General features: G+C 74.2%; 17 protein-coding genes. 7 read left to right on the top strand and 10 right to left on the bottom strand.

Annotated elements, in window-relative coordinates; all coding sequences use genetic code 11:
* Nucleotides 1-139 precede the first annotated feature (139 nt).
* The 3 genes from metH to APR03_RS15285 all read left to right on the top strand — a co-directional run bounded on the left by metH (nucleotide 140) and on the right by APR03_RS15285 (nucleotide 4,833).
* Nucleotides 140-3,670: a methionine synthase gene (gene metH, locus APR03_RS15295; protein ID WP_253837227.1), complete on the top strand. Its 3,531-nt coding sequence runs from the start codon at nucleotides 140-142 to the stop codon at nucleotides 3,668-3,670.
* A 31-nt stretch (nucleotides 3,671-3,701) separates the two neighbouring features.
* Complete coding sequence (locus tag APR03_RS15290) at nucleotides 3,702-4,100, top strand: OsmC family protein (protein ID WP_253836966.1); 399 nt, start codon at nucleotides 3,702-3,704, stop codon at nucleotides 4,098-4,100.
* A 133-nt stretch (nucleotides 4,101-4,233) separates the two neighbouring features.
* Entirely contained in the window at nucleotides 4,234-4,833 is a 600-nt protein-coding gene (locus APR03_RS15285) for a hypothetical protein (RefSeq protein WP_253836965.1), read from the top strand.
* A gap of 195 nt (nucleotides 4,834-5,028) precedes the next feature.
* Here APR03_RS15285 and APR03_RS15280 read toward each other — a convergent pair whose 3' ends face one another.
* The 5 genes from APR03_RS15280 to APR03_RS15260 form a co-directional block, all read right to left on the bottom strand.
* Nucleotides 5,029-5,490: an HAAS signaling domain-containing protein gene (locus tag APR03_RS15280; RefSeq protein ID WP_253836964.1), complete on the bottom strand. Its 462-nt coding sequence runs from the start codon at nucleotides 5,488-5,490 to the stop codon at nucleotides 5,029-5,031.
* On the bottom strand, nucleotides 5,490-5,825 hold the full coding sequence (locus APR03_RS15275; protein WP_253836963.1) for a PadR family transcriptional regulator: 336 nt from the start codon (nucleotides 5,823-5,825) through the stop codon (nucleotides 5,490-5,492). The genes APR03_RS15280 and APR03_RS15275 overlap by 1 nt, the downstream gene beginning before the upstream one ends.
* 101 nt (nucleotides 5,826-5,926) lie before the next feature.
* Nucleotides 5,927-6,190 carry a helix-turn-helix domain-containing protein gene (locus APR03_RS15270; RefSeq protein WP_253836962.1) on the bottom strand — a complete coding sequence of 88 codons (264 nt, stop codon included), beginning with the start codon at nucleotides 6,188-6,190 and terminating at the stop codon, nucleotides 5,927-5,929.
* Nucleotides 6,190-6,684 carry a DUF2975 domain-containing protein gene (locus APR03_RS15265; RefSeq protein WP_253836961.1) on the bottom strand — a complete coding sequence of 165 codons (495 nt, stop codon included), beginning with the start codon at nucleotides 6,682-6,684 and terminating at the stop codon, nucleotides 6,190-6,192. Before APR03_RS15265 ends, APR03_RS15270 begins: the two co-directional genes overlap by 1 nt.
* 39 nt (nucleotides 6,685-6,723) lie before the next feature.
* Nucleotides 6,724-7,839, bottom strand: coding sequence for a saccharopine dehydrogenase family protein (locus APR03_RS15260; protein WP_253836960.1), 1,116 nt, complete (start codon nucleotides 7,837-7,839; stop codon nucleotides 6,724-6,726).
* Nucleotides 7,840-7,954: 115 nt separating this feature from the next.
* Between APR03_RS15260 and APR03_RS15255 the strand changes: the two genes are divergently transcribed.
* Nucleotides 7,955-8,545, top strand: a complete 591-nt coding sequence (locus tag APR03_RS15255; protein WP_253836959.1) for a TetR family transcriptional regulator — start codon at nucleotides 7,955-7,957, stop codon at nucleotides 8,543-8,545.
* Between the two features lie 9 nt (nucleotides 8,546-8,554).
* Here APR03_RS15255 and APR03_RS15250 read toward each other — a convergent pair whose 3' ends face one another.
* Both APR03_RS15250 and APR03_RS15245 read right to left on the bottom strand, forming a co-directional pair.
* On the bottom strand, nucleotides 8,555-9,754 hold the full coding sequence (locus tag APR03_RS15250; RefSeq protein WP_253836958.1) for an FAD-dependent monooxygenase: 1,200 nt from the start codon (nucleotides 9,752-9,754) through the stop codon (nucleotides 8,555-8,557).
* A 33-nt stretch (nucleotides 9,755-9,787) separates the two neighbouring features.
* On the bottom strand, nucleotides 9,788-10,747 hold the full coding sequence (locus APR03_RS15245; protein ID WP_253836957.1) for a quinone oxidoreductase family protein: 960 nt from the start codon (nucleotides 10,745-10,747) through the stop codon (nucleotides 9,788-9,790).
* 69 nt (nucleotides 10,748-10,816) lie between these two features.
* Between APR03_RS15245 and APR03_RS15240 the strand changes: the two genes are divergently transcribed.
* The gene (locus APR03_RS15240) at nucleotides 10,817-11,452 is read left to right on the top strand and encodes a TetR/AcrR family transcriptional regulator C-terminal domain-containing protein (protein ID WP_253836956.1); all 636 of its coding nucleotides are present in this window, start codon (nucleotides 10,817-10,819) and stop codon (nucleotides 11,450-11,452) included.
* On the opposite strand, the gene APR03_RS15235 is transcribed toward APR03_RS15240, so the two are convergent.
* Both APR03_RS15235 and APR03_RS15230 read right to left on the bottom strand, forming a co-directional pair.
* Complete coding sequence (locus APR03_RS15235; RefSeq protein WP_253836955.1) at nucleotides 11,433-12,950, bottom strand: carboxylesterase/lipase family protein; 1,518 nt, start codon at nucleotides 12,948-12,950, stop codon at nucleotides 11,433-11,435. The two genes, APR03_RS15240 and APR03_RS15235, sit on opposite strands and share 20 nt — an antisense overlap.
* 65 nt (nucleotides 12,951-13,015) lie before the next feature.
* Nucleotides 13,016-13,930 carry an MBL fold metallo-hydrolase gene (locus tag APR03_RS15230; RefSeq protein ID WP_253836954.1) on the bottom strand — a complete coding sequence of 305 codons (915 nt, stop codon included), beginning with the start codon at nucleotides 13,928-13,930 and terminating at the stop codon, nucleotides 13,016-13,018.
* A 155-nt stretch (nucleotides 13,931-14,085) separates the two neighbouring features.
* Between APR03_RS15230 and APR03_RS15225 the strand changes: the two genes are divergently transcribed.
* Complete coding sequence (locus APR03_RS15225; protein WP_253836953.1) at nucleotides 14,086-16,860, top strand: helix-turn-helix transcriptional regulator; 2,775 nt, start codon at nucleotides 14,086-14,088, stop codon at nucleotides 16,858-16,860.
* 12 nt (nucleotides 16,861-16,872) lie between these two features.
* Here the strand turns inward: APR03_RS15225 and APR03_RS15220 are convergent, their stop codons facing one another.
* Nucleotides 16,873-17,334 carry an Lrp/AsnC family transcriptional regulator gene (locus APR03_RS15220; RefSeq protein WP_253836952.1) on the bottom strand — a complete coding sequence of 154 codons (462 nt, stop codon included), beginning with the start codon at nucleotides 17,332-17,334 and terminating at the stop codon, nucleotides 16,873-16,875.
* A gap of 109 nt (nucleotides 17,335-17,443) precedes the next feature.
* On the opposite strand from APR03_RS15220, the gene APR03_RS15215 reads away from it, so the two are divergent.
* Nucleotides 17,444-18,751, top strand: coding sequence for an APC family permease (locus APR03_RS15215; protein WP_253836951.1), 1,308 nt, complete (start codon nucleotides 17,444-17,446; stop codon nucleotides 18,749-18,751).
* The last annotated feature ends 43 nt before the right edge of the window (nucleotides 18,752-18,794 follow it).

The following is an 18,794-nucleotide window of genomic DNA, read 5'->3' as shown; positions in this document are numbered from 1 at the left end:
AGGCACGGTAGCGGGCGACGGTCCGCCCGCCGGGCACCCACGGCGTCGTCGTCGGGCCAAGGCTTACGCTGCCCGGGTGAACGCACTCGCCGCGACCCTGCCCGCCCTGGGCGACCGCTCCGCAGCCCTCCTGGACGCCATGCGCACGCGCGTGGTCGTGGCCGACGGCGCCATGGGCACCATGATCCAGGCGGCGAACCCGACGCTGGCGGACTACCAGGACCTGGAGGGGTGCAACGAGATCCTCACGGTCTCGCGCCCCGACCTGATCGCGGGCGTCCACGACGCGTTCCTCGAGGTGGGCGTGGACGCGATCGAGTCGAACACCTTCGGCGCCAACTGGTCCAACCTGTCGGACTACGGCATCGACGACCGCATCCGCGAGCTCGCCCGCGCGGGCGCCGCGCTGGCCCGCGAGCGCGCGGACGCGTACGCGACGCCGCAGAAGCCGCGCTGGGTGCTGGGCTCGATGGGTCCGGGCACCAAGCTGCCGTCGCTGGGCCACACCACGTACGCACACCTGCGGGACACGTTCGCCGAGCAGGCTGCGGGCCTGATCGAGGGCGGCGCGGACGCGCTGCTCGTCGAGACCAGCCAGGACCTGCTGCAGGCCAAGGCCGCGGTGACGGGCTGCCGGCAGGCGATGGCGGAGGTCGGGCGGCGGGTGGCGGTCATCGTGTCGGTGACGGTCGAGACCACGGGCACCATGCTCATGGGCTCGGAGATCGGCGCGGCGCTGGTGGCGCTGCAGGCGCTCGGCGTCGACGCGATCGGCATGAACTGCGCCACCGGCCCGGAGCAGATGAGCGAGCACCTGCGGCACCTGTCGCAGCACGCCGAGGTGCCCGTGGCCTGCATGCCGAACGCGGGCCTGCCGGTGCTGGGGCCGGACGGCGCCACCTACCCGCTCACCCCCGAGGAGCTGGCCGCCGCGCACACGCAGTTCGCGCGCGAGTTCGGGCTCGGCCTGGTGGGCGGCTGCTGCGGCACCACGCCGGAGCACATGCGGCTCGTGGTCGAGGCCGTGGGCGGGCAGCCGGTGGCGCCGCGCGAGCCGGTGCGCGAGAACGCCGTCGCCTCGCTGTACTCGGCCACGGAGCTGCGGCAGGAGACGAGCTTCCTCGCCATCGGCGAGCGCACCAACGCGAACGGGTCGAAGGCGTTCCGGGAGGCGATGCTGGAGGGCCGCTGGGACGACGTCGTCGACATCGCGCGCGCCCAGACGCGCGACGGCGCGCACCTGCTGGACGTCTGCGTGGACTACGTGGGGCGCGACGGCGTCGCTGACGTGCGCGACGTCGTGTCCCGCCTGGCCTCCGCGAGCACGCTGCCGCTCGTGATCGACTCCACCGAGCCCGCCGTGATCCGCGCGGGCCTGGAGCTGCTGGGCGGCCGCGGCGTGGTCAACTCGGTGAACTTCGAGGACGGCGACGGGCCCACCTCGCGCTTCGCCCGGATCATGCCCGCGGTGGTGGAGCACGGCGCCGCCGTCGTCGCCCTGACGATCGACGAGGAGGGGCAGGCCCGCACCGCCGACCACAAGGTCGCGATCGCCTCCCGCCTGATCGACACCCTGGTGGGCGACTGGGGCATGCGGGTGGACGACATCATCGTCGACGCCCTGACCTTCCCCATCGCGACCGGACAGGAGGAGACGCGGCGCGACGCGATCGAGACCATCGAGGCGATCCGGCGCATCACGCAGGCCTATCCGGGCGTGCACACGACGCTCGGCGTGTCGAACGTGTCGTTCGGCCTCAACCCGGCGGCCCGGGCCGTGCTCAACTCGGTGTTCCTGCACGAGGCGGTCGCCGCGGGACTGGACTCGGCGATCGTGCACGCGGCGAAGATCCTGCCGCTGGCCTCCATCCCGGACGAGCAGCGGCAGACGGCCCTCGACCTGGTGTGGGACAAGCGCGAGTGGGACGCCGACGGCAACCTGACCTACGACCCGCTCTCGAAGCTGCTGGACCTGTTCGAGGGCGTGGACGCCGCGGCGATCCGGGACCAGCGGGCCGCGGAGCTCGCGGCGCTGCCGATCGGCGAGCGGCTGGCGCGGCGCATCGTCGACGGCGCCCGCAAGGGCCTGGAGGCCGACGTCGACGAGGCGCTGGGCGCCGGGATGAAGGCGCTGGACATCGTCAACGACCACCTGCTCGAGGGCATGAAGGTGGTGGGCGACCTGTTCGGGCGCGGCGAGATGCAGCTGCCGTTCGTGCTGCAGTCGGCGGAGGTGATGAAGGCCGCCGTCGCGCTGCTGGAACCGCACATGGAGCGGGTCGAGGGCGACTCCGGGTCCAAGGGCACCATCGTGCTGGCCACGGTGCGCGGCGACGTGCACGACATCGGCAAGAACCTCGTGGACATCATCCTCACGAACAACGGCTACCGGGTGGTCAACATCGGCATCAAGCAGCCGGTGAGCGCCATGATCGACGCCGCGATCGAGCACGACGCCGACGTCATCGGCATGTCCGGCCTGCTCGTGAAGTCGACGGTGGTGATGAAGGAGAACCTCGAAGAGCTGGCCTCGCGCGGGTTCGAGAAGCGCTGGCCCGTGCTGCTCGGCGGCGCGGCGCTGACCCGCACGTACGTGGAGGACGACCTCGCCGGTGCGTTCCCCGGCGTCGTCCGCTACGCGAAGGACGCCTTCGAGGGCCTGCGGCTCATGGAGCCGCTCGTGCGCATCGCGCGCGGCGCCGCCCCGGACGACGTCGGGCTGCCGGCGCTGCGCAAGCGGCGGCACTCCGTGGTGACCGTGACGCAGACGCCCGTGGAGGAGCTGCCCGCCCGGTCGGACGTCGCCACGGACAACGAGGTGCCCGACCCGCCGTTCTGGGGCACGCGCATCGTGAAGGGCGTGCAGCTCTCGGAGTACGCGGCGTTCCTCGACGAGCGCGCGACGTTCATGGGCCAGTGGGGGCTCAAGCCGGGGCGGTCCGCCGACGGCGCGTCCTACGAGGAGCTCGTGGAGACCGAGGGCCGGCCGCGCCTGGCCGAGTGGCTGGAGCGGATCCGGACCGACCAGATCATGGACCCCACGGTGGTCTACGGGTACTTCCCCGTGTGGTCGGAGGGCGACTCCGTGGTGGTGGCCCACCACGGCGACCTGGCCGGCATCGGCGCGCCCGACGGTGGCTCCGGCGGTCCCGTGGGGACGGAGCGGCTGCGGTTCACCTTCCCGCGGCAGCGCCGCGACCGGCACCTGTGCCTCGCGGACTTCATCCGGCCGCGGTCGTGGGTCGAGGAGACCGGGCGGTTCGACGTGCTGCCGGTGCAGCTCGTGACGGTCGGGGACTCCGTGTCCGCGCACACCGGTCGGCTGTTCGAGGCCAACAAGTACCGCGAGTACATGGAGCTGCACGGGCTGTCGGTGCAGCTCACCGAGGCACTGGCGGAGTTCTGGCACGCGCGCGTGCGGGCGGAGCTGGGGTTCGCTGCGGAGGAGCCGACGTCGGTGGAGGGTCTGTTCAAGCTCGACTACCGCGGGGCGCGGATGTCGCTCGGGTACCCCGCGTGCCCCGACATGGAGGACCGGCACAAGGTGGTGGAGCTGCTGCGGCCGGAGCGGGTGGGGGTCACGCTGTCGGACGAGCTGCAGCTGCACCCGGAGCAGTCGACGGACGCGTTCGTGTTCCATCACCCAGAAGCGAAGTACTTCTCCGTGTGAGGAGCGGGGCCCGAGGGTGCATGCTGCCGGTATGGACCCGCTGTCATCCTTCGGCGTCACCGCCGGCGCCGGTAGCCTCCGCCCCGCCGACGGCGTCGCCCTCCCCCACACCTGGACGGCCGACGGCATCGTGGCTCACCCGGCGAGCAACGGTGCGCAGATGCTCCACCTCGCCGTCGCGGTCTGCGTGCTCAACGACACCTTCCGCGAGGCACGCGAGCTCGGCATCGACGTGACCGGCGTCGCCGTGACGGCCGACGGCACCTTCGACGACGCGTGGCGTTCCACCGGCATCGTCTACACGCTCACCGTCGACTCCCCGGCACCGGCCGACGACGTCGAACGCCTCGTCGCGCGTGTCGACGACGTCGCCGAGATCCCGCGGGCCCTGCGGGCCGGGACGGACGTCCGGCGCTCGACCCGACGCTGAGCCGTCCCGGCCGCGCACCGCCGGCTGTCGGCTGTTCGAAGCCAACAAGTACCGCGAGCACCGCGAGCACGCGACGCGAACAACTACTTCGACGAAGATGCGGCTGCCGGCGACGTCATGGGGGGCTGTACGAATGCGTGCTCGGACAACGACGCGACGTAGCAGGTACCCCCTGCTTGCCGCACTGTGCGCGGCCCCGCTGCTGCTGACCGCCTGCGGCACCGCGGCGGCACTGCTGGACACCGACGCGCTCCCCCCGGTCCAGGAGACCACCGACGGCGACATGGGAGCACCAGGGGTCGGCTGGTGCGACGCGCTCGGCCACCTGGAGACGTCGAGGCTGTCGAACGCCGCCGACGGGACGACCGGCGAGCAGTACGTGCTCGAGAACGGCGACGTCGTCGGCGCCACCGTGTTCGTCCCCGGGGGCGGGACCTATCCCGATGCCGCGTCGATGCTCGCGGCCGTCGAGGCGGCTGTCGACGAGTGCTCGACCGACGCCGAGAAGGGCAGCTACGGCAAGGCGACCGCGGAGCCGATCGACGGCCTACCCGACGAGGCCGTCGGATTCACCTTCACGAGCATGTCGTCGAACCCCGTCGAGGTCGGCAGCATCGCGTTCGCGGAGGCGGAGGACGGGCGCCTCGTCGGCGTCGGGGTCACACACAGCGGGAGTGGCGAGGCGTCCGTGGATGTGGCTGACCTCCTGTCCACGGCACTCGAGAGAGCTTGACGACTGTGTCGGTGACAGGTACTAGGTTTCGGCACATGACGGTACACACGCTCCTCGAGACCACTCCCGGAAGATACTCGTTGCTGCTGCACGCCGGGACGACGGTGGTCGACGCACTGGTCTGCTCGCCGCAGCCGACGAGGACGGGTTCGATCTCGACGACCAGCGGCCGAGGAGAACGTGGCCGAGTCCGCCCTACGCGGCGCGGCTCAGGAGATGCGTCACGACGAGCACGACACCGGCGACGACGGTGACGGCACTCAGCGCGATCGTGACCCACTGCAGGGCACGGTTCCCGACGCCGGCGCGCAGCCGCACGGTCGCCCAGACGAGGAAGACCGGAGCCAGCGGCCAGAGCAGGACGGCGAGCGCGGCCAGCACCACGTCCGTCGGCTCGACCTTTCCGGCCGGGGCCGCCGGGGCGGCGACCGGGGCGGGCGTCGCCTCGGCGGCGATGTGCTCCACGGGGCCCAGCTCGCCGAGCACCCGGCGGGCCCCGTCGTCGTTGCGGCCGTGCCGGGCCAGCGACTCGACGGCGTGCTCGCGCACCGCCGCCACCGTGTCGGCGCGCTCGCGCGGGTCGGTGCCGGCCAGGGCGCGGTCCAGGTCGGCGAGGTAGGCCTCGACCAGGGGCGGGAGCTCGGGCGTTATGGTCATCAGGACTCCAGGGTCGTGCGGACGTCGGTCGTGAAACGGGACCAGGTCGCGAGGAAGGTCTCCAACGCCGCCCGGCCCTCGTCGGTGATCTCGTAGTACCGGCGCGGCGGGCCCACGGCGGAGGGCACCTGGGTCGTGGTCACCCAGCCCTGCTGCCGCACGCGCGACAGCAGCGGGTACAGCGTCCCCTCGCTGGTCAGCAGGGAGCTGTCGGAGCCGAGACGGTCGGCGAGCTCGAGCCCGTAGGCCGGCCCCGAACGCAGGCAGGCCAGGACGCAGTACTCCACGACCCCTTTGCGCAGCTGCGTCAGGACGATGTCCGGTGTCGGTACCATGCGATACACGATAGCAGGTCCCTTGCATCGCAAGGTAGCTCGGTATCGACCGGGGTCGATACGGACCACTCACGACCGGACGTCGCGACCCCAGGACGCCCTCACTCCTGCCGGTCGGCGGTCGCCGTTCGCCGCGCCGCCACTCCCTCCGGCTCGCCGCCGTCCGGCACCCACCGCAGCACGTCCCCCGGCTGACACTGCAGCACCTCGCAGATCGCGTTCAGCGTCGAGAACCGCACCGCCTTCGCCCGGCCGTTCTTCAGCACCGACACGTTGGCGGGACTCAGGCCGATCGCGTCGGCGAAGTCGCCGACCGACATCTTCCGTCTGGCCAGGAGCACGTCGATCTCGACGACGATCGCCATCAGAGCACGCCGTCCAGCTCGGTCTGCGCATCGGTCGCCCGCCCGATGAGCCGGTGGGTCACGAACACGACCCCGAGGAGCGCCGCGCCGACCAGGCAGCCCAGGCCGCTCGCCATCCACAGCCCGATGTCCCCCATGTCGCCGGGCATCGGGATCCCCACGAACGTCACGTAGAGGAAGAGGCCGCAGGTGAGCAGCGTCGCGACGCCGACCGCGGCGCCGATCGTGACCACCCAGCGCTGCGTGCCGGGCCGGAAGAAGACGCCCGTCTGGGCGCGGAACACGAGGGCCCAGAGGGCCGCGAGCGCCACCTGGGCGCATGCGATGAACGCGATCCCGGCCGCCAGGAGCGGGACCCGGTAGGGCTCGTACGGGGGGAAGTGCCGGACCTCGTCGGCGGCGATCCCCGGCAGGATCACCGCCTGGGCGAACAGCCCGATGGCGATGCCGCCGAGGATCAGCGACGTGAGCATGAAGAAGACGATGCGAGTCATGCAGCGATTATCGACATACATCGCTCGATAATCAATAGATTATTCGCGAGAGTCGATCGAGCGCTCTCGACTGCCGGGGATGAGCGTCGCGCCCGCCTCCACCGCCAGCTCCGGCCCGAGGGCGGCGGTGGGCGTCCAGGCGCCCGGCGCGGCCTCGCCACGAAGAAGGCGTTCCGCCGCCCTCGCGGCGACGGCGGCCGTGAAGTCCATGGCGTCGCCGGCCCGCAGCCAGCCCTCCCGCACGGTGCCGTCGGACCACGTGAGGACCGCGTGCCCCCACGTGTGCTCACGGGGCCGGGGGCGGGCCTCGCCCTCGACCCTGGCGAGCCACGAGACGGCCAGGCGTCGCAGGGCGGGCACGCCGAGCAGCGCGCCGGCGACCGGCAGCAGGGCCCGGACCACGCGCGCGGACGGGACGAGCGTCGAGGCGGCGACGACGTCCGGCGCACCGCTGGCGACCTGCGCGGCGTACAGCTCACCGGACGGGACGCCGACGGTCGTCACGGTCTCGCCGTCGGGCAGCGTGAGGGGGTACGAGTCGGAGCCGAGCCGGCGACGCACCAGCCGGCCACCCACGTAGCGCCGTCCGCCGGTGGTGAGGACGTCGACGATGCTGGCCGCGAGCGCCTCCCCCAGACGGCCGGCCTCGACGGCCACCGAGGGGACGGCGTCGACCCGGACCCGGCTGGGCGCCGGGCGCCCCTCTCCCAGCATCGTCACGACGGCCTGCGTACCCAGCACGCCGAATCCGGCGCCGGTGACCAGCGTGCTGCCCGCGCCCTGCGCCTCCGGGTGCAGCGCGGCCAGCCGCAGCATGGCGGGCACGTCCGCCGCGAGGTCGACGTAGTGACCCCCGGGCAGGCAGGCGCGCGCGATCGGCAGCGCGGTCCGGGCGTAGTCGCCGAGGGTGTTGACCACGACCGCGGGTCGCTGCCTGGAGATCTCGGCCGCGATGGCCTCGGGCGTGCCGGCGACCACCGCCTTCGGCCCGTGGGTGAGGCCGAGCGTGGCGCCGACCCGTTCGAGCCGTCCGCGGTTCCGGCCGACGAGCACGGGAGGCACCCCGTCCGCGGCCAGCCGGGCGGCGACCGCCCGGCCGGTTCGGCCCGTCGCGCCGAGCACCCATACCTCGTCCGTCCGGTTGCCCTGCTCCATCTGAACCCTCCGCTCGCCGTGCCCGGGCCTCCCCGGGCAGTCCGTGATGACACACAGTGTCATCACGGAGGCTAGCACCGATGTCACACAGTGTCGTCGGTGTTAGCCTCGGACGGTGGCGAGATGGGATCCCGGAGCGCAGGAGCGCCTGACCACCGCCGCGCTCGACCTCTACCTCGAGCACGGCTACGAGAACGTGACAGTCGCGGACATCGCCGAGCGCGCCGGCCTCACCCGCCGCTCGTTCTTCCGCTACTTCCCCGACAAGCGCGAGGTGCTGTTCGCCGGTTCGGAGCGGCTGCCCGCCGTCCTGCGGGAGGCGGTGCTCGGCGCGGACCCGGCCGCGCCGCCGCTGGCCGCGGTGCTCGACGCCTGCGACCGGCTGGGCACGCAGCTCACGGAGGCCCTGGGCCACGACCACGTCGCCCGGCGCCGGGCGGTGATCGACAGCAGCGCCGAGCTGCAGGAACGCGAACGCACCAAGTCCGCGGCGGTGAGCGCGGCACTCGACGAGGCCCTGCGGGAGCGCGGCACCGACCCCGCGACGGCGACGCTCGTCGCGCAGGTGGCCTCCGTGGCGATCGGTCAGGCCTTCCGCCGCTGGAGCGAGTCCGCCGACGCGAGCTTCACCGACGGTCTGCACGCCGTGCTCGACACGCTCCGGGCGGCGCTGGCGGACGGCGACGGCCGTCCGCCCCGGGCGTGACACCACCCGCTACGACGCGCGGCCGCTCCCGGCCGGCGCGGCAACGAGGTCCCGGGCCAGCCGCCGCCTGCGGGCCGCACCGCCGAGCCGGAGGACGACCGACCGCACCGCCTCCGCCCACCGGCCCGACGGCACGAACATCTGCTGCTTGAGGCGCGCGACGCGCTGGTGCCGCACGATCGACGGACGCAGCGCCGACTCCCAGGCGGTCAGTGCGGCGCGGACGTCGTCCGGCGCGTCCCGCAGCGCCCTGCCCAGCTCCGCGCCGCCCCGGAGCGCGCTCGTGGCGCCCATGCCCGAGTAGAGGTTCAGGCACCAGGCCGCGTCGCCCACCAGCACCACCCGGCCCGTGCTCCACCGCGGCATCCTGACCTGGTGCACCGAGTCGAACAGGTACTCCGGCGCTCGTTCGACCTCGTCCAGGACGTACCGCACGACCGGGTCGTCCATGCCGGAGTAGACGGAGCGCAGCCGCTCGACCCGGTCCCCCGCGAACTGCTCGGGCACGTTCGCCGTGCGGTAGGTCAGCAGGGCGGTGGGCGCCCGGTCGGCGAAGCCGAACACCCAGGCCGCCCGGCCCGCACGGGCGCTGATGATGCTGTCCTGGTCGCCGTAGCCCGGCACCTGGCCCGGCAGCTGGAAGGCACAGATCATGGCGTCCCAGTCCCGGACGTACCGCGCGTGCGGACCGAAGACCAGGCGGCGCACGTCGGACCGCAGCCCGTCCGCGCCGACGACGAGGTCGTACTCCTCGTGGTGCTCCTGCCCGGTCCGGGTGTCCCGGAGCAGCACCCGGACGCCGCCGTCCTCGTGGCTGATCTCGACGGGCGTCGTGGCGAACCGCACCTCGATCCGCGCACGCCCCTCCTGGCCGAGGCCCTGCCAGAGCGCGGCCTCGATGTCGCCGCGGACCACCGCCGCGGGCCGGCCCGGCTGGTGCAGGAACCCCAGCCCGGGGGCACGGTTGCCGCGTCGGTCCAGCTCCCAGGCCGTCCCACCGCCGGCGGGGTTGCGGGTGTGCAGATGCTCGGCGATGCCGAGATCCACCGCCGCCCGCCTGCCGTCGGGCAGCAGGCCGACGAAGTACCCGCCCTGCCGCCGGTCCGGCGCCCGTTCGACGACCACCGGCGACCACCCGGCCTCCCGCAGCCCGATCGCCGCCGACATGCCCGCGATCCCCAGCCCCACGACCAGTGCTCGTCTCGCCATCACGCTCTCCTCTTCCTCGGATCCTTCGTCGGTTCAGTCCGGGACGACGACGGCGCGGGCGCTCCCCCGGTGCGCCCAGGCGTCCCCCACCCGGCTCAACGGGTACGCGGTGTACGGCATCTGGAGCGTGCCGTCCGCGAAGGCGGCGAGGACTGCGGGGGCCTCCGCGAGCAGCTCCGCCCGGGAGAACGCGCCGATGCCGCTCCCTGTGATCCGGATGCGACGGCTGCGCAGCAGGGCCGCGGGCAGCGCCGCCTCGGAGCCGGCGAGCGAACCGATCTGCACGTAGGCGATCTCCGGCCCGTCGGCGGCCGGGCCGCCGCGGCCCAGGGCGGCGAACGCCGCCTCGGCGACCGGGCCCCACACGAAGTCGAGCACGAGGGCGGGCGGAGCGTCGTCGACGGCGGCGGCGAGCGCGTGCGCCACGGCGCCGGGCTCGTCGTGCCCGAGCGAGACGGGCACCGCACCCAGGCCGCGCAGCCGCTCCAGCGACTCCGGGTCGCGGCCGGCGGCGACCACCCGCTCGGCGCCGAGCGCCTGCGCCGCCCGCACCGCCAGGGTGCCGGACGCCCCCGTGGCCCCGAGCACCAGGACCGTGCCGAGCCGGCCGACCTCCTTGCGCCGGGCAGAGAGGACCATCCAGCCGGACAGGCCCGGGTTCATGCCGGCCGCCACCTCGAGCGGGTCCGCACCCGCGGGCAGCTCGAGCTCGAACGGGGTGACCATCCGCTCGGCCATCGTGCCCCACGGCGCGCGGGCGAATCCGGTGTAGACCAGCCGCCCGTCGCCGGTCCGGGCCACGGCATCGACGCCCGGCACCAGCGGAAAGGTGTGGTCGCTGCCGTAGTGGCGGCCGGCGGCCAGCCCGCGCACGACATGGTGCAGACCCGCCCCGACCAGGTGCAGCGGCTCCTGGCCGGGCCGGGCCACCGGATCGGCGAACTCGGCGCAGACAGGCGGTTCCCCGGCGGTGTTGACGACGGCAGCGCGCATCGGATTCTCCTTAACTAAGTTCAATTCGTGGTGTGCTCAGGCTGCCTGAACTTTGTTAAGGTGTCAACCATGGCCAAGGGCATCACGCGCGAACGGATCGTCGCGGCCGCACTCGAGCTGCTCGACGAGAAGGGCATGGACGGCATCACGGTCCGTGCGCTCGCCGCCCGGCTCGACGTGCGGCCGCCTGCGCTGTACTGGCACCTGCGCGACAAGCAGGAGCTGCTCGACGAGATGAGCACCACCGTGATGCGGCGGGTCAGCACCGCCCTGGCGCAGACCGCGCCCGGGGCCGGCTGGCGTGACGACCTCGCCGCGCACGCCCGCATCCTGCGCGCGGAGTTCCTGCTCCACCGGGACGGCGCCCGCATGTTCAGCGGCACCCGCGTCACCGATCCCGAGGTGGTCCGGGCGCGCGAACCGTGGTTCGCGCGCTGGACCGAGCAGGGCCTGACGCTCACCGAGGCCGACGACGCCACGGACCTGGTCGTCGCCTTCGTGGTCGGCTTCGTCATCGAGGAGCAGGAGCACCGGCAGTCGGCCGAGACCGATCCCGGGCGCTACTCCGTCACCGAACGGGACGCCTGGCTCGGCCCGGACGTGCCGCTGGTCACGGAGGCGGGCCACCTGCGCGACCACGGCGACGCGCGGTTCGAGCGGCACCTCGGGATCCTGCTGGACGGGCTCACGGCCCGGCTGGGCTGAGGAGGTCGGCGGACCAGGCCCGCCGCTCCGCGGCGCGCGGGTCCTCCACCTCGGCCCACTCCGTGTCGATGCGCAGGGTGGCCCGGCGCCGGTCGTCGTACCGGGCCCACCCCGGGTCGCCGGTGCGGGCGAACCGCACCCATGCCTGGTGCACGCGCGCCGCGAGCCCGTCGGGCGCGCCCCGGGACCCGAGCAGCGCGAGCGCACCGGTCAGCTGCGGCAGGTCCGCCGTGTCGAAGACGAAGGGGAGCTCGACCGTGTGCGCGGCGCCGAGCTGTCCGTCGAGCGCCCCGGAGCGCCACGCGAACTCGTAGGCGAACGTGGCCGACGGCCCGTGGCCGGCGTGGGCCTCCGCGAGCGCCCAGGTACCGGCGCCGAACAACGCGTCGCCCATGATCGCGGACCGCAGCTCGCCCTCGGTCGCCCGCGGCCTGGACGCACGGTAGGTCTCGACGAGCCGGAGCGGGTCGGGGTGGGACGCGGCCGCGGCGCGTGCGACGTCCGCCGCCTCGGAGGTCGCGAACGTGCCCACCGGGACCAGGTAGAGGTTGCCCTCCTCCGTGGTGGTCCCGACGAGCAGGTCGACGTCGGCGGCCACTCCCGCGGCGACCGACACGGCGGGCTGCTCGTCGAGGACCAGGCTGAACGGGCTCAGCCCGATCAGCGGGTCGTGGTGGGTCCCGGTCCGCAGGTCGATGCCGCCCAGGCGGGACGCGGCCTCGACGAGCCGCTCGTCCGAGACCTGCGCGAGCTGGTCCACCCGAGGTTCGATCCCGAGGTGCCGCACCGCCGCGTCGGTGACCCGGGCCGCCTGCTCGGGGGTGAACGCGCCGAGCCCGCTGCCGCTCTGGACGATCGCCCGGCGGAAGAGTCCCGCCGCCGCGCGGTGCGCGAGGATGCCACCGACGATCGTCGCCCCGGCCGACTGGCCGAACAGGGTGACGTTGCCCGGGTCGCCCCCGAATGCCGCGATGTTGCGCCGCACCCACCCCAGCGCCGCGACGACGTCGAGCAGGCCGCGGTTGGCGGGGGCCCCCGGGACGTCGAGAAACCCGGCGATACCCAGCCGGTAGGTGACGCTCACCAGCACGACGCCGTCTCGGGCGAACGCGGAGCCGTCGTAGAGGGCGGCGCGCGTCGACCCGGCGACGAAGCCGCCCCCGTGGACGAAGACCATGACCGGGAGGTCGCCGGTCAAGCCTGGCGGCGCCCAGACGTCGACGGTCAGGTAGTCGTCGCCCTTGCTCCAGCCGGTGCCGAAGTAGGGCGACATGTCGATGCTGCCGAGGCGACGCTCGGCCTGGGGCGCGGTGGGGCCGGGCCGGGTGGCGTCGCGGACGCCGTCCCACGGCGCGTGCTCCTGCGGCGGCTCGAACCGCCCCCCGCCGCGGGGTGCGGCGGCGTACGGGACGCCGAGGAACACGGCCGCGGTGTGGCCGCGGGTGCCGCGAACGGCTCCCCGGTCCGTGGTGACGACGACGTCGGTGGCGCTGCTCATCTGTGGCCTCTTCACGGGGTGCTGGTAGGTCGGGGTCGGGTTCGCCGGGGTCGGGTTCGCCGGGGTCACGACTGCTCGGTGAGGTACGGGGAGAACGGCGCCCAGCTCTTCACCGCGAAGGCGCTGCCGTCGCGGGAGAGCTCGGCCGCACCGTGGCCACCGAGGTGGGCCGGCAGGACGAGCGCGTTGTTGTCGGCCGCCCAGCCGAGCACCGAGCGCCGGGTGGCCCGGGCGAGCGCCGGGTCCTCGCAGAAGCAGCTGTTGGCGTCGGGTTCGAGGAACTGCACGGGGCTGTGCAGCATGTCGCCGACGAAGACGGCGCGATCGGTGCCGGAGGTCAGCGTGAGCGTGGACGATCCGGGCGTGTGCCCCGGGGCCGCGTCGAGCCGCAGGTGCGCGTCGACCTGGTGGCCGTGCTCCCAGAGCAGCACCTGGCCGGCCTGGTGCACCGGGGCGACGCTGTCCTCGAAGACGTTCTGGTTGCCGCGCCCGAGAACGGGCTGGTGGCCGTTGGCCGGGTTCCAGAAGTCGAAGTCGGCCTTCGGCATCAGATAGGTGGCGTTCGGGAAGGTGGGGACCCAGGTGCGGCCGTCGAGGTAGGTGTTCCAGCCGACGTGGTCGACGTGGAGGTGCGTGTTGATCACGAGGTCGACGTCCTCGGGCTGCACGCCGGCGCGCGCGAGGTTCTGCAGGAAGTCGGTCTCCAGGTGGCTCCACACCGGGGAATACGGCCGTTCCTTGTGGTTCCCGACGCCGGTGTCGACGAGGATCGTCCGGCCCTCGCTGCGCAGCAGCCAGGTCTGGACCGCCGAGTTCACGACGTCGGTCGTGGGGTCCACGAAGTGGGGCGCCAGCCACGGCGTCTGGTCCCACACCTCCGTGGAGCTGTCCGGGAAGAACGTCCGGGGAGTCATCTCGACGGAGCCGAAGTACTCCCGGACCCGGGTGACGGTGACGTCGCCGAGGGTGATCTGCGTCATGTGTGCCCTTGTCTCTGCGGAGGTCTGCTCCGCGACCCTAGGAAGCGGGCCCGCCAGGCCGGTATCCGTCAGTCGACTGCACCTGCTGGCCGGCCCGCGCCGCTGTCCCCCGGCTCGTAGGATGGCGGGCGGCCCCCGCAATCTCAGGAGGCGCCATGGAGCCGCAGGACGACCGCCGGGACCAGGCCTGGGACCTCGCGCGGCTCAGGAGCTCGCGGAGCGCGCCGTCGGTCAGGGCGGACGGCGTGGCCCGGCTGCTGCAGGCGATCGACGACCCCGGCCGCGCGGGCACCGTCCAGCTGCTCGTGGGCGACGCCGGGATCGGCCGGTCCACCCTGCTGGACGCCCTGGCGCGCGACGCCGACGCCCGCGGGTCCCTGGTGCTGCGCGCCCGGGGAAGCGAGGCCGAGCGGGGGCTCGCGTTCGCCACGCTGCACCAGCTGCTCCGGCCCGTGACGGACCGGATCGACACGCTCCCCGAGCGCCAACGGCCGGCGCTGCGCTCGGCGATGGGTACCGGACCGGGCACCGACGCGGCGGGCCCGGACGTCATGGCCACGGGTGACGCGGTGCTCGGCCTGCTGTCCGACCTGGCTGCCCGGCAGCCGGTCCTGGTGCTCCTGGACGACGCGCACCGCTGCGATCGGTCCTCGCTGGACGCCCTCGCCTTCGCCGCCCGGCGGCTGCGCGGTGAGCACGTCACGCTGCTGCTTGCCGCCGAGACCGGCCACACGGTCGGGGGCTTCGAGCGCGACGTGCCCGTCACGGTCCTCGCGCCCCTCGACGACGCCGAGGCGGCCCACCTGCTCGAGGGCCTGCCGGTCCGGGCCGCGGCGCGCCTCGCCGCCGACGTCCTCGAGCAGGCGGCGGGCAGTCCGCTCGCGCTCGTCGAGCTGTCCCGGGCTGCCGCCCAGGACCCGGCGGGGCACCGCACCGCGGCCGGTCCGCTCCCGGTCGGCGACCAGGTGGCACGTACGTTCGGCGGCTGGGCACACGGGCTGCCGCACGCCACCCGGCAGGCACTGCTGTGCCTCGCGGCGACGGACCCGGTCGACGCCGCGATCGCGCCCGTGCCGGCACGCGCGCCGCACGACGTCTGGGAGCCCGCGGAACGGGCAGGGCTCGTCGTGCGCACGGGCGGACGCGTGCGGTTCCGTCACCCGCTCGTCCGCGCTGCGATCTACCAGACGGCCGCTCCGGACGACCGCCGCGCGGCCCACGAGGCGGTCGCGGAGCTGCTGCACGACGAGCCGGACCGGCGCGCCTGGCACCTCGCCGCGGCCCGCACCGGACAGGACGCCGCGACCGCCGAGCTGCTGGAGCGCACCGCGGAGCAGGCACGACAGCGCGGCGGCCACGCCGCCGCGGCGAAGGCGCTGCACCGCGCGGCGGAGCTCACACCGCACGCCGAGCACGCCGGCCGGCTGCTCGTCGAGGCCGCCCGGAGCGCCGTGCCGACCGGCGACCTCGCCTGGGTTGAGCAGCTGGCGCACGCGGTGCGCACCCGGACCGGCGACGCCTCGCTCACGGCCGCCGCGGCCGTCCACGTGGGCCGGCTGACCGTGCTGACCGCCCGGCACACCACGGCGTTCACCCGGCTGACCCAGTTCGCCGCCCGGTTCGCCACGACACGGCCCGAGAGCGCGCTGCGCATCCTCGCGGACGCCGCCGTCGCCCGGTTCTACTCGGGGCGGGAGGCCGAGCTGCACGCGATCCACGACCTGCTGCGGCGCATCCCCGAGCACGCCGGGCAGGAGGGCCTGCGTGCCTGGGTGCGGATCGTCTGCGACCCGGTGCACGCCGGGCGCGCCGACCTGCGCACGCTGCGCGCGCAGCCGACCGCCGGCGACCGGGACCGGCCGGAGCAGCTGACGTACCTCGGCATCGCGGCGTGGCTCCTGGACCAGACCCCGGAGGCGGTCGACGCGTTCGACCTGGCCTTCGACGTCGTGCCCGCCCGCGACGCGCTGCCGAACGGCCTGGGCGGCGCCGCGGCCTGGGCCTACCTGGAGCGGGGCCGCTGGGACCGGGCCCGCGAGGTCAGCGCGCGCATCGTCGCCTCGGGCACCGCGGCCGGGCTCGACCACGCCGCGGCGTGCGCCACCGCCGTGGACGCCATGGTGCTCGCACTCCGCGGCGACGTCCGCGCCGCCCGGGCCCGGGCCGCGCGGGCCGTCGCCCTCGTCGATCCCCTCGAGAGCCGTTCGGTGTCCGTCTACGCCCGGCGCGCGCTCGCCGCCGCCGCGTCCGCGGAAGGCGATCACGAGACCGCCTACCGCCACCTGCGCACCGTCTTCACCGCCCACGGAGACCCCTTGCACTACCACGCCTCCTACGCCGCCCTCGCCGACTTCGCGGCCGCTGCGGTGCGTATCGGCAGCCGCCAGGAGGCCGCCGGGATCGTCGAGAGCGCGGCGCGGCGGCTGGGCGACGACGCCTCGGCCCGGCTCCGCGCCCTCCTGCACCGGGCTCGCGGGCTGCTGGCGGAACCCGCGAGCGCCGAGCCGCACCTCCGGGCCGCCCTGGCCGAACCGGTCACCGAGCACTGGCCGTTCGAACGCGCACAGGCCCTGCTCGACCTCGCCGAGTGGCTCCGCCGTCGGCGACGCGTGGCGGAGGCGCGGGCACCGCTGGCCGAGGCGCTGGAGACCTTCCGGCGCCTCGGCGCCGAGCCGTGGCTCGAGCGGGCGCTGGCCGAGTCACGGGCCGCCGGCGTCGACGTCGGCACGGCGACGAGCGAGGCGCTCGCCGACCTCTCGCCCCAGCAGCAGGAGATCGTCCGGCTCGCCGCCCGCGGTCTCACCAACCGCGAGATCGGGGAGCGGCTCTTCATCTCCCCCCGCACCGTGGGCTCGCACCTGTACCGGACCTTCCCTCGCCTGGGAGTCACCGCGCGAGCGCAGCTCCGGGCCGTGGTCGACGGCGTGTGACCCCCGCCCGGTTCATTCCCCGGGCAGACGCTCGCGCACCCGCTTCTGCGCGCTCTGGAAGACGATCTGGCTCCGGAAGGTGACCACCTCCCGGGGCCGGCTGAGCCGGTCGATGAGGAACGCGTGCAGGTGGTCGAGGTCCCGGGCGGTCACGTGGGCGAGCAGGTCCTCGTCACCGGCCAGCACGTAGACGGCGATGACCTCGGGCAGCTCGATCAGCGCGGCCTTGAACCTGTCGATCACGTCGCGGTTGAGCGGGCGCAGCCGGATGGAGACGAACGCCTCGACCTTGCGGTTCAGCGCCGCCGGGTCGATCTCGGCGTGGTACCCGCGGATGACGCCGCGGGCCCGCAGGAGCCGCACGCGTTCCAGGCAGGTGGACGGTGCGATGCCGAGCTGGCGGGCGAGGTCCCGGTTGGTCTGCCGCGCATCGCGCTGGAGCGCCTGCACGATCGCCGAATCAAGTTCGTCCATGATCGGGATCCTAGCGACGATGGCGAACAGTGTTCGGCACAGGTCCCGCCACACCGTTCTTCTGCCTACGTTGAGGCCGATCGCTTGGCCATTCGACAGAGGACGGTACATGGAAGAGAACGCTCGCCCGGGCCCGCAGGGTCGCCGAGGGCTCGGCGTCGTGACGGGATCGGTCATGCTGCTCGGCGCCGTCCTCGGGCCAGGAGCACTGACTCTGCCCACGCTGGCCGCCGACGCCGCCGGGCCCGCGTCGCTGCTGGCGTGGGCCCTGCTCCTCCTCGCCGGCGTGCCCGTCGCGGCGACCTTCGCGGCGCTCGGCGGCACCTATCCCGACGGTGGAGGCGTGGCGCACTTCGCGGCGCTCGCCTTCGACGGACGGATCGCCGCGGCGGCGAGCTGGTGGTTCCTGGCGGCCGTGCCGCTCGGCGTCACGGCGGCCGGGCTGATGGGCGGCCACTACGTCGCCGCCGCCCTGGGTGCTGGTCCCGGGTTCGCCACGGGGGTCGGCCTCGGGCTGCTCGCGGCGTCGTTCGCCCTGAACGCTGTCGGCCTCCACGCGACCGGGCGCGTCCAGGTGCTGACCGCCGGCGTCCTGGTGACACTCCTGGTCGTGACCGTCGCGGTCTCGCTCGGCGACGTGCGCCCCGAGTCGTTCACGCCGTTCGCCCCGCACGGGTGGTCGGGCGTCGGCGTCGCGGCCACCGTGCTGTTCTTCGCGTTCGCCGGCTGGGAGGCGGCCACCCACCTCTCGGCGGACTTCGCGGACCCCGGGCGCGGCCTGCGGCTCGCGACCGCACTCGCCCTCGCCGTGGTCACCGTGCTGTACCTGGGGCTGTCGGTCGTCACGCTCGGCGTCCTGGGCCCCACCGCAGGGCACGACCCGGCCCCGCTGCTCACGCTGCTCCAGCGGGCGTTCGGCACCGCCGGGACCGTACCGGCCACCGCCGCGGCCCTGGTGCTGACGTTCGGCGCCATCAACGCCTACCTGGCCGGCGGGGCCCGCCTGGGCGCGGCGCTCGGACGGGACCGGGCGCTGCCACGGTGGCTCGTGGGCCGCACGAGGCCGGGGCGCGAGCCGCGCCGCAGCCTGGCGTTCCTCGCCGCCTGCTGCCTGGTCGTCACGGCCCCGGTCCTCGGCGGTGTCCTCTCGCTCGACGGGCTGGTCCGCGCCACCTCCGCGCTGCTCGCGGCGGTGACGCTCGTCGGCACCCTGGCCGGCGTCCGCCTCCTGCGCGGACGGCAGCGTGGCACCGCCGCCGTCGCGTCGGCGTTTCTCGTCGTGGTGCTGGTGTTCTGCGGTGCGCTGCTCGCTCTCCCCGCGGCTGTCGGCGTCGTCGCGGTGCTTCACTCCAGAGGGAGCTCCAGAGGGAAGGACACGCCCGTGAGCTCTTCGGAGACGGCCCACAGGCGCCGCTGAACGGCCAGGTCGTGGGACTCGGGACTGGAGGCGACCGCCTTCG

The sequence above is a fragment of the Promicromonospora thailandica genome (assembly GCF_024171955.1).
Classification (GTDB): Bacteria; Actinomycetota; Actinomycetes; order Actinomycetales; family Cellulomonadaceae; genus Promicromonospora; species Promicromonospora thailandica.
This window is presented reverse-complemented; position numbering and strand designations above follow the sequence as displayed.

Bases quoted from the DNA above. Each gene is read 5' to 3' on its own strand.
- metH (WP_253837227.1), top strand. From the start codon at position 140: ATGCGCACGCGCGTGGTCGTGGCCGACGGCGCCATGGGCACCATGATC.
- APR03_RS15225 (WP_253836953.1), top strand. From the start codon at position 14,086: ATGGAGCCGCAGGACGACCGCCGGGACCAGGCCTGGGACCTCGCGCGG.
- APR03_RS15290 (WP_253836966.1), top strand. From the start codon at position 3,702: ATGGACCCGCTGTCATCCTTCGGCGTCACCGCCGGCGCCGGTAGCCTC.
- APR03_RS15215 (WP_253836951.1), top strand. From the start codon at position 17,444: ATGGAAGAGAACGCTCGCCCGGGCCCGCAGGGTCGCCGAGGGCTCGGC.
- APR03_RS15270 (WP_253836962.1), bottom strand. From the start codon at position 6,190: ATGGCGATCGTCGTCGAGATCGACGTGCTCCTGGCCAGACGGAAGATG.
- APR03_RS15245 (WP_253836957.1), bottom strand. From the start codon at position 10,747: ATGCGCGCTGCCGTCGTCAACACCGCCGGGGAACCGCCTGTCTGCGCC.
- APR03_RS15230 (WP_253836954.1), bottom strand. From the start codon at position 13,930: ATGACGCAGATCACCCTCGGCGACGTCACCGTCACCCGGGTCCGGGAG.
- APR03_RS15250 (WP_253836958.1), bottom strand. From the start codon at position 9,754: ATGGCGAGACGAGCACTGGTCGTGGGGCTGGGGATCGCGGGCATGTCG.
- APR03_RS15265 (WP_253836961.1), bottom strand. From the start codon at position 6,684: ATGACTCGCATCGTCTTCTTCATGCTCACGTCGCTGATCCTCGGCGGC.
- APR03_RS15240 (WP_253836956.1), top strand. From the start codon at position 10,817: ATGGCCAAGGGCATCACGCGCGAACGGATCGTCGCGGCCGCACTCGAG.
- APR03_RS15285 (WP_253836965.1), top strand. From the start codon at position 4,234: ATGCGTGCTCGGACAACGACGCGACGTAGCAGGTACCCCCTGCTTGCC.
- APR03_RS15235 (WP_253836955.1), bottom strand. From the start codon at position 12,950: ATGAGCAGCGCCACCGACGTCGTCGTCACCACGGACCGGGGAGCCGTT.
- APR03_RS15275 (WP_253836963.1), bottom strand. From the start codon at position 5,825: ATGGTACCGACACCGGACATCGTCCTGACGCAGCTGCGCAAAGGGGTC.
- APR03_RS15260 (WP_253836960.1), bottom strand. From the start codon at position 7,839: ATGGAGCAGGGCAACCGGACGGACGAGGTATGGGTGCTCGGCGCGACG.
- APR03_RS15220 (WP_253836952.1), bottom strand. From the start codon at position 17,334: ATGGACGAACTTGATTCGGCGATCGTGCAGGCGCTCCAGCGCGATGCG.
- APR03_RS15280 (WP_253836964.1), bottom strand. From the start codon at position 5,490: ATGACCATAACGCCCGAGCTCCCGCCCCTGGTCGAGGCCTACCTCGCC.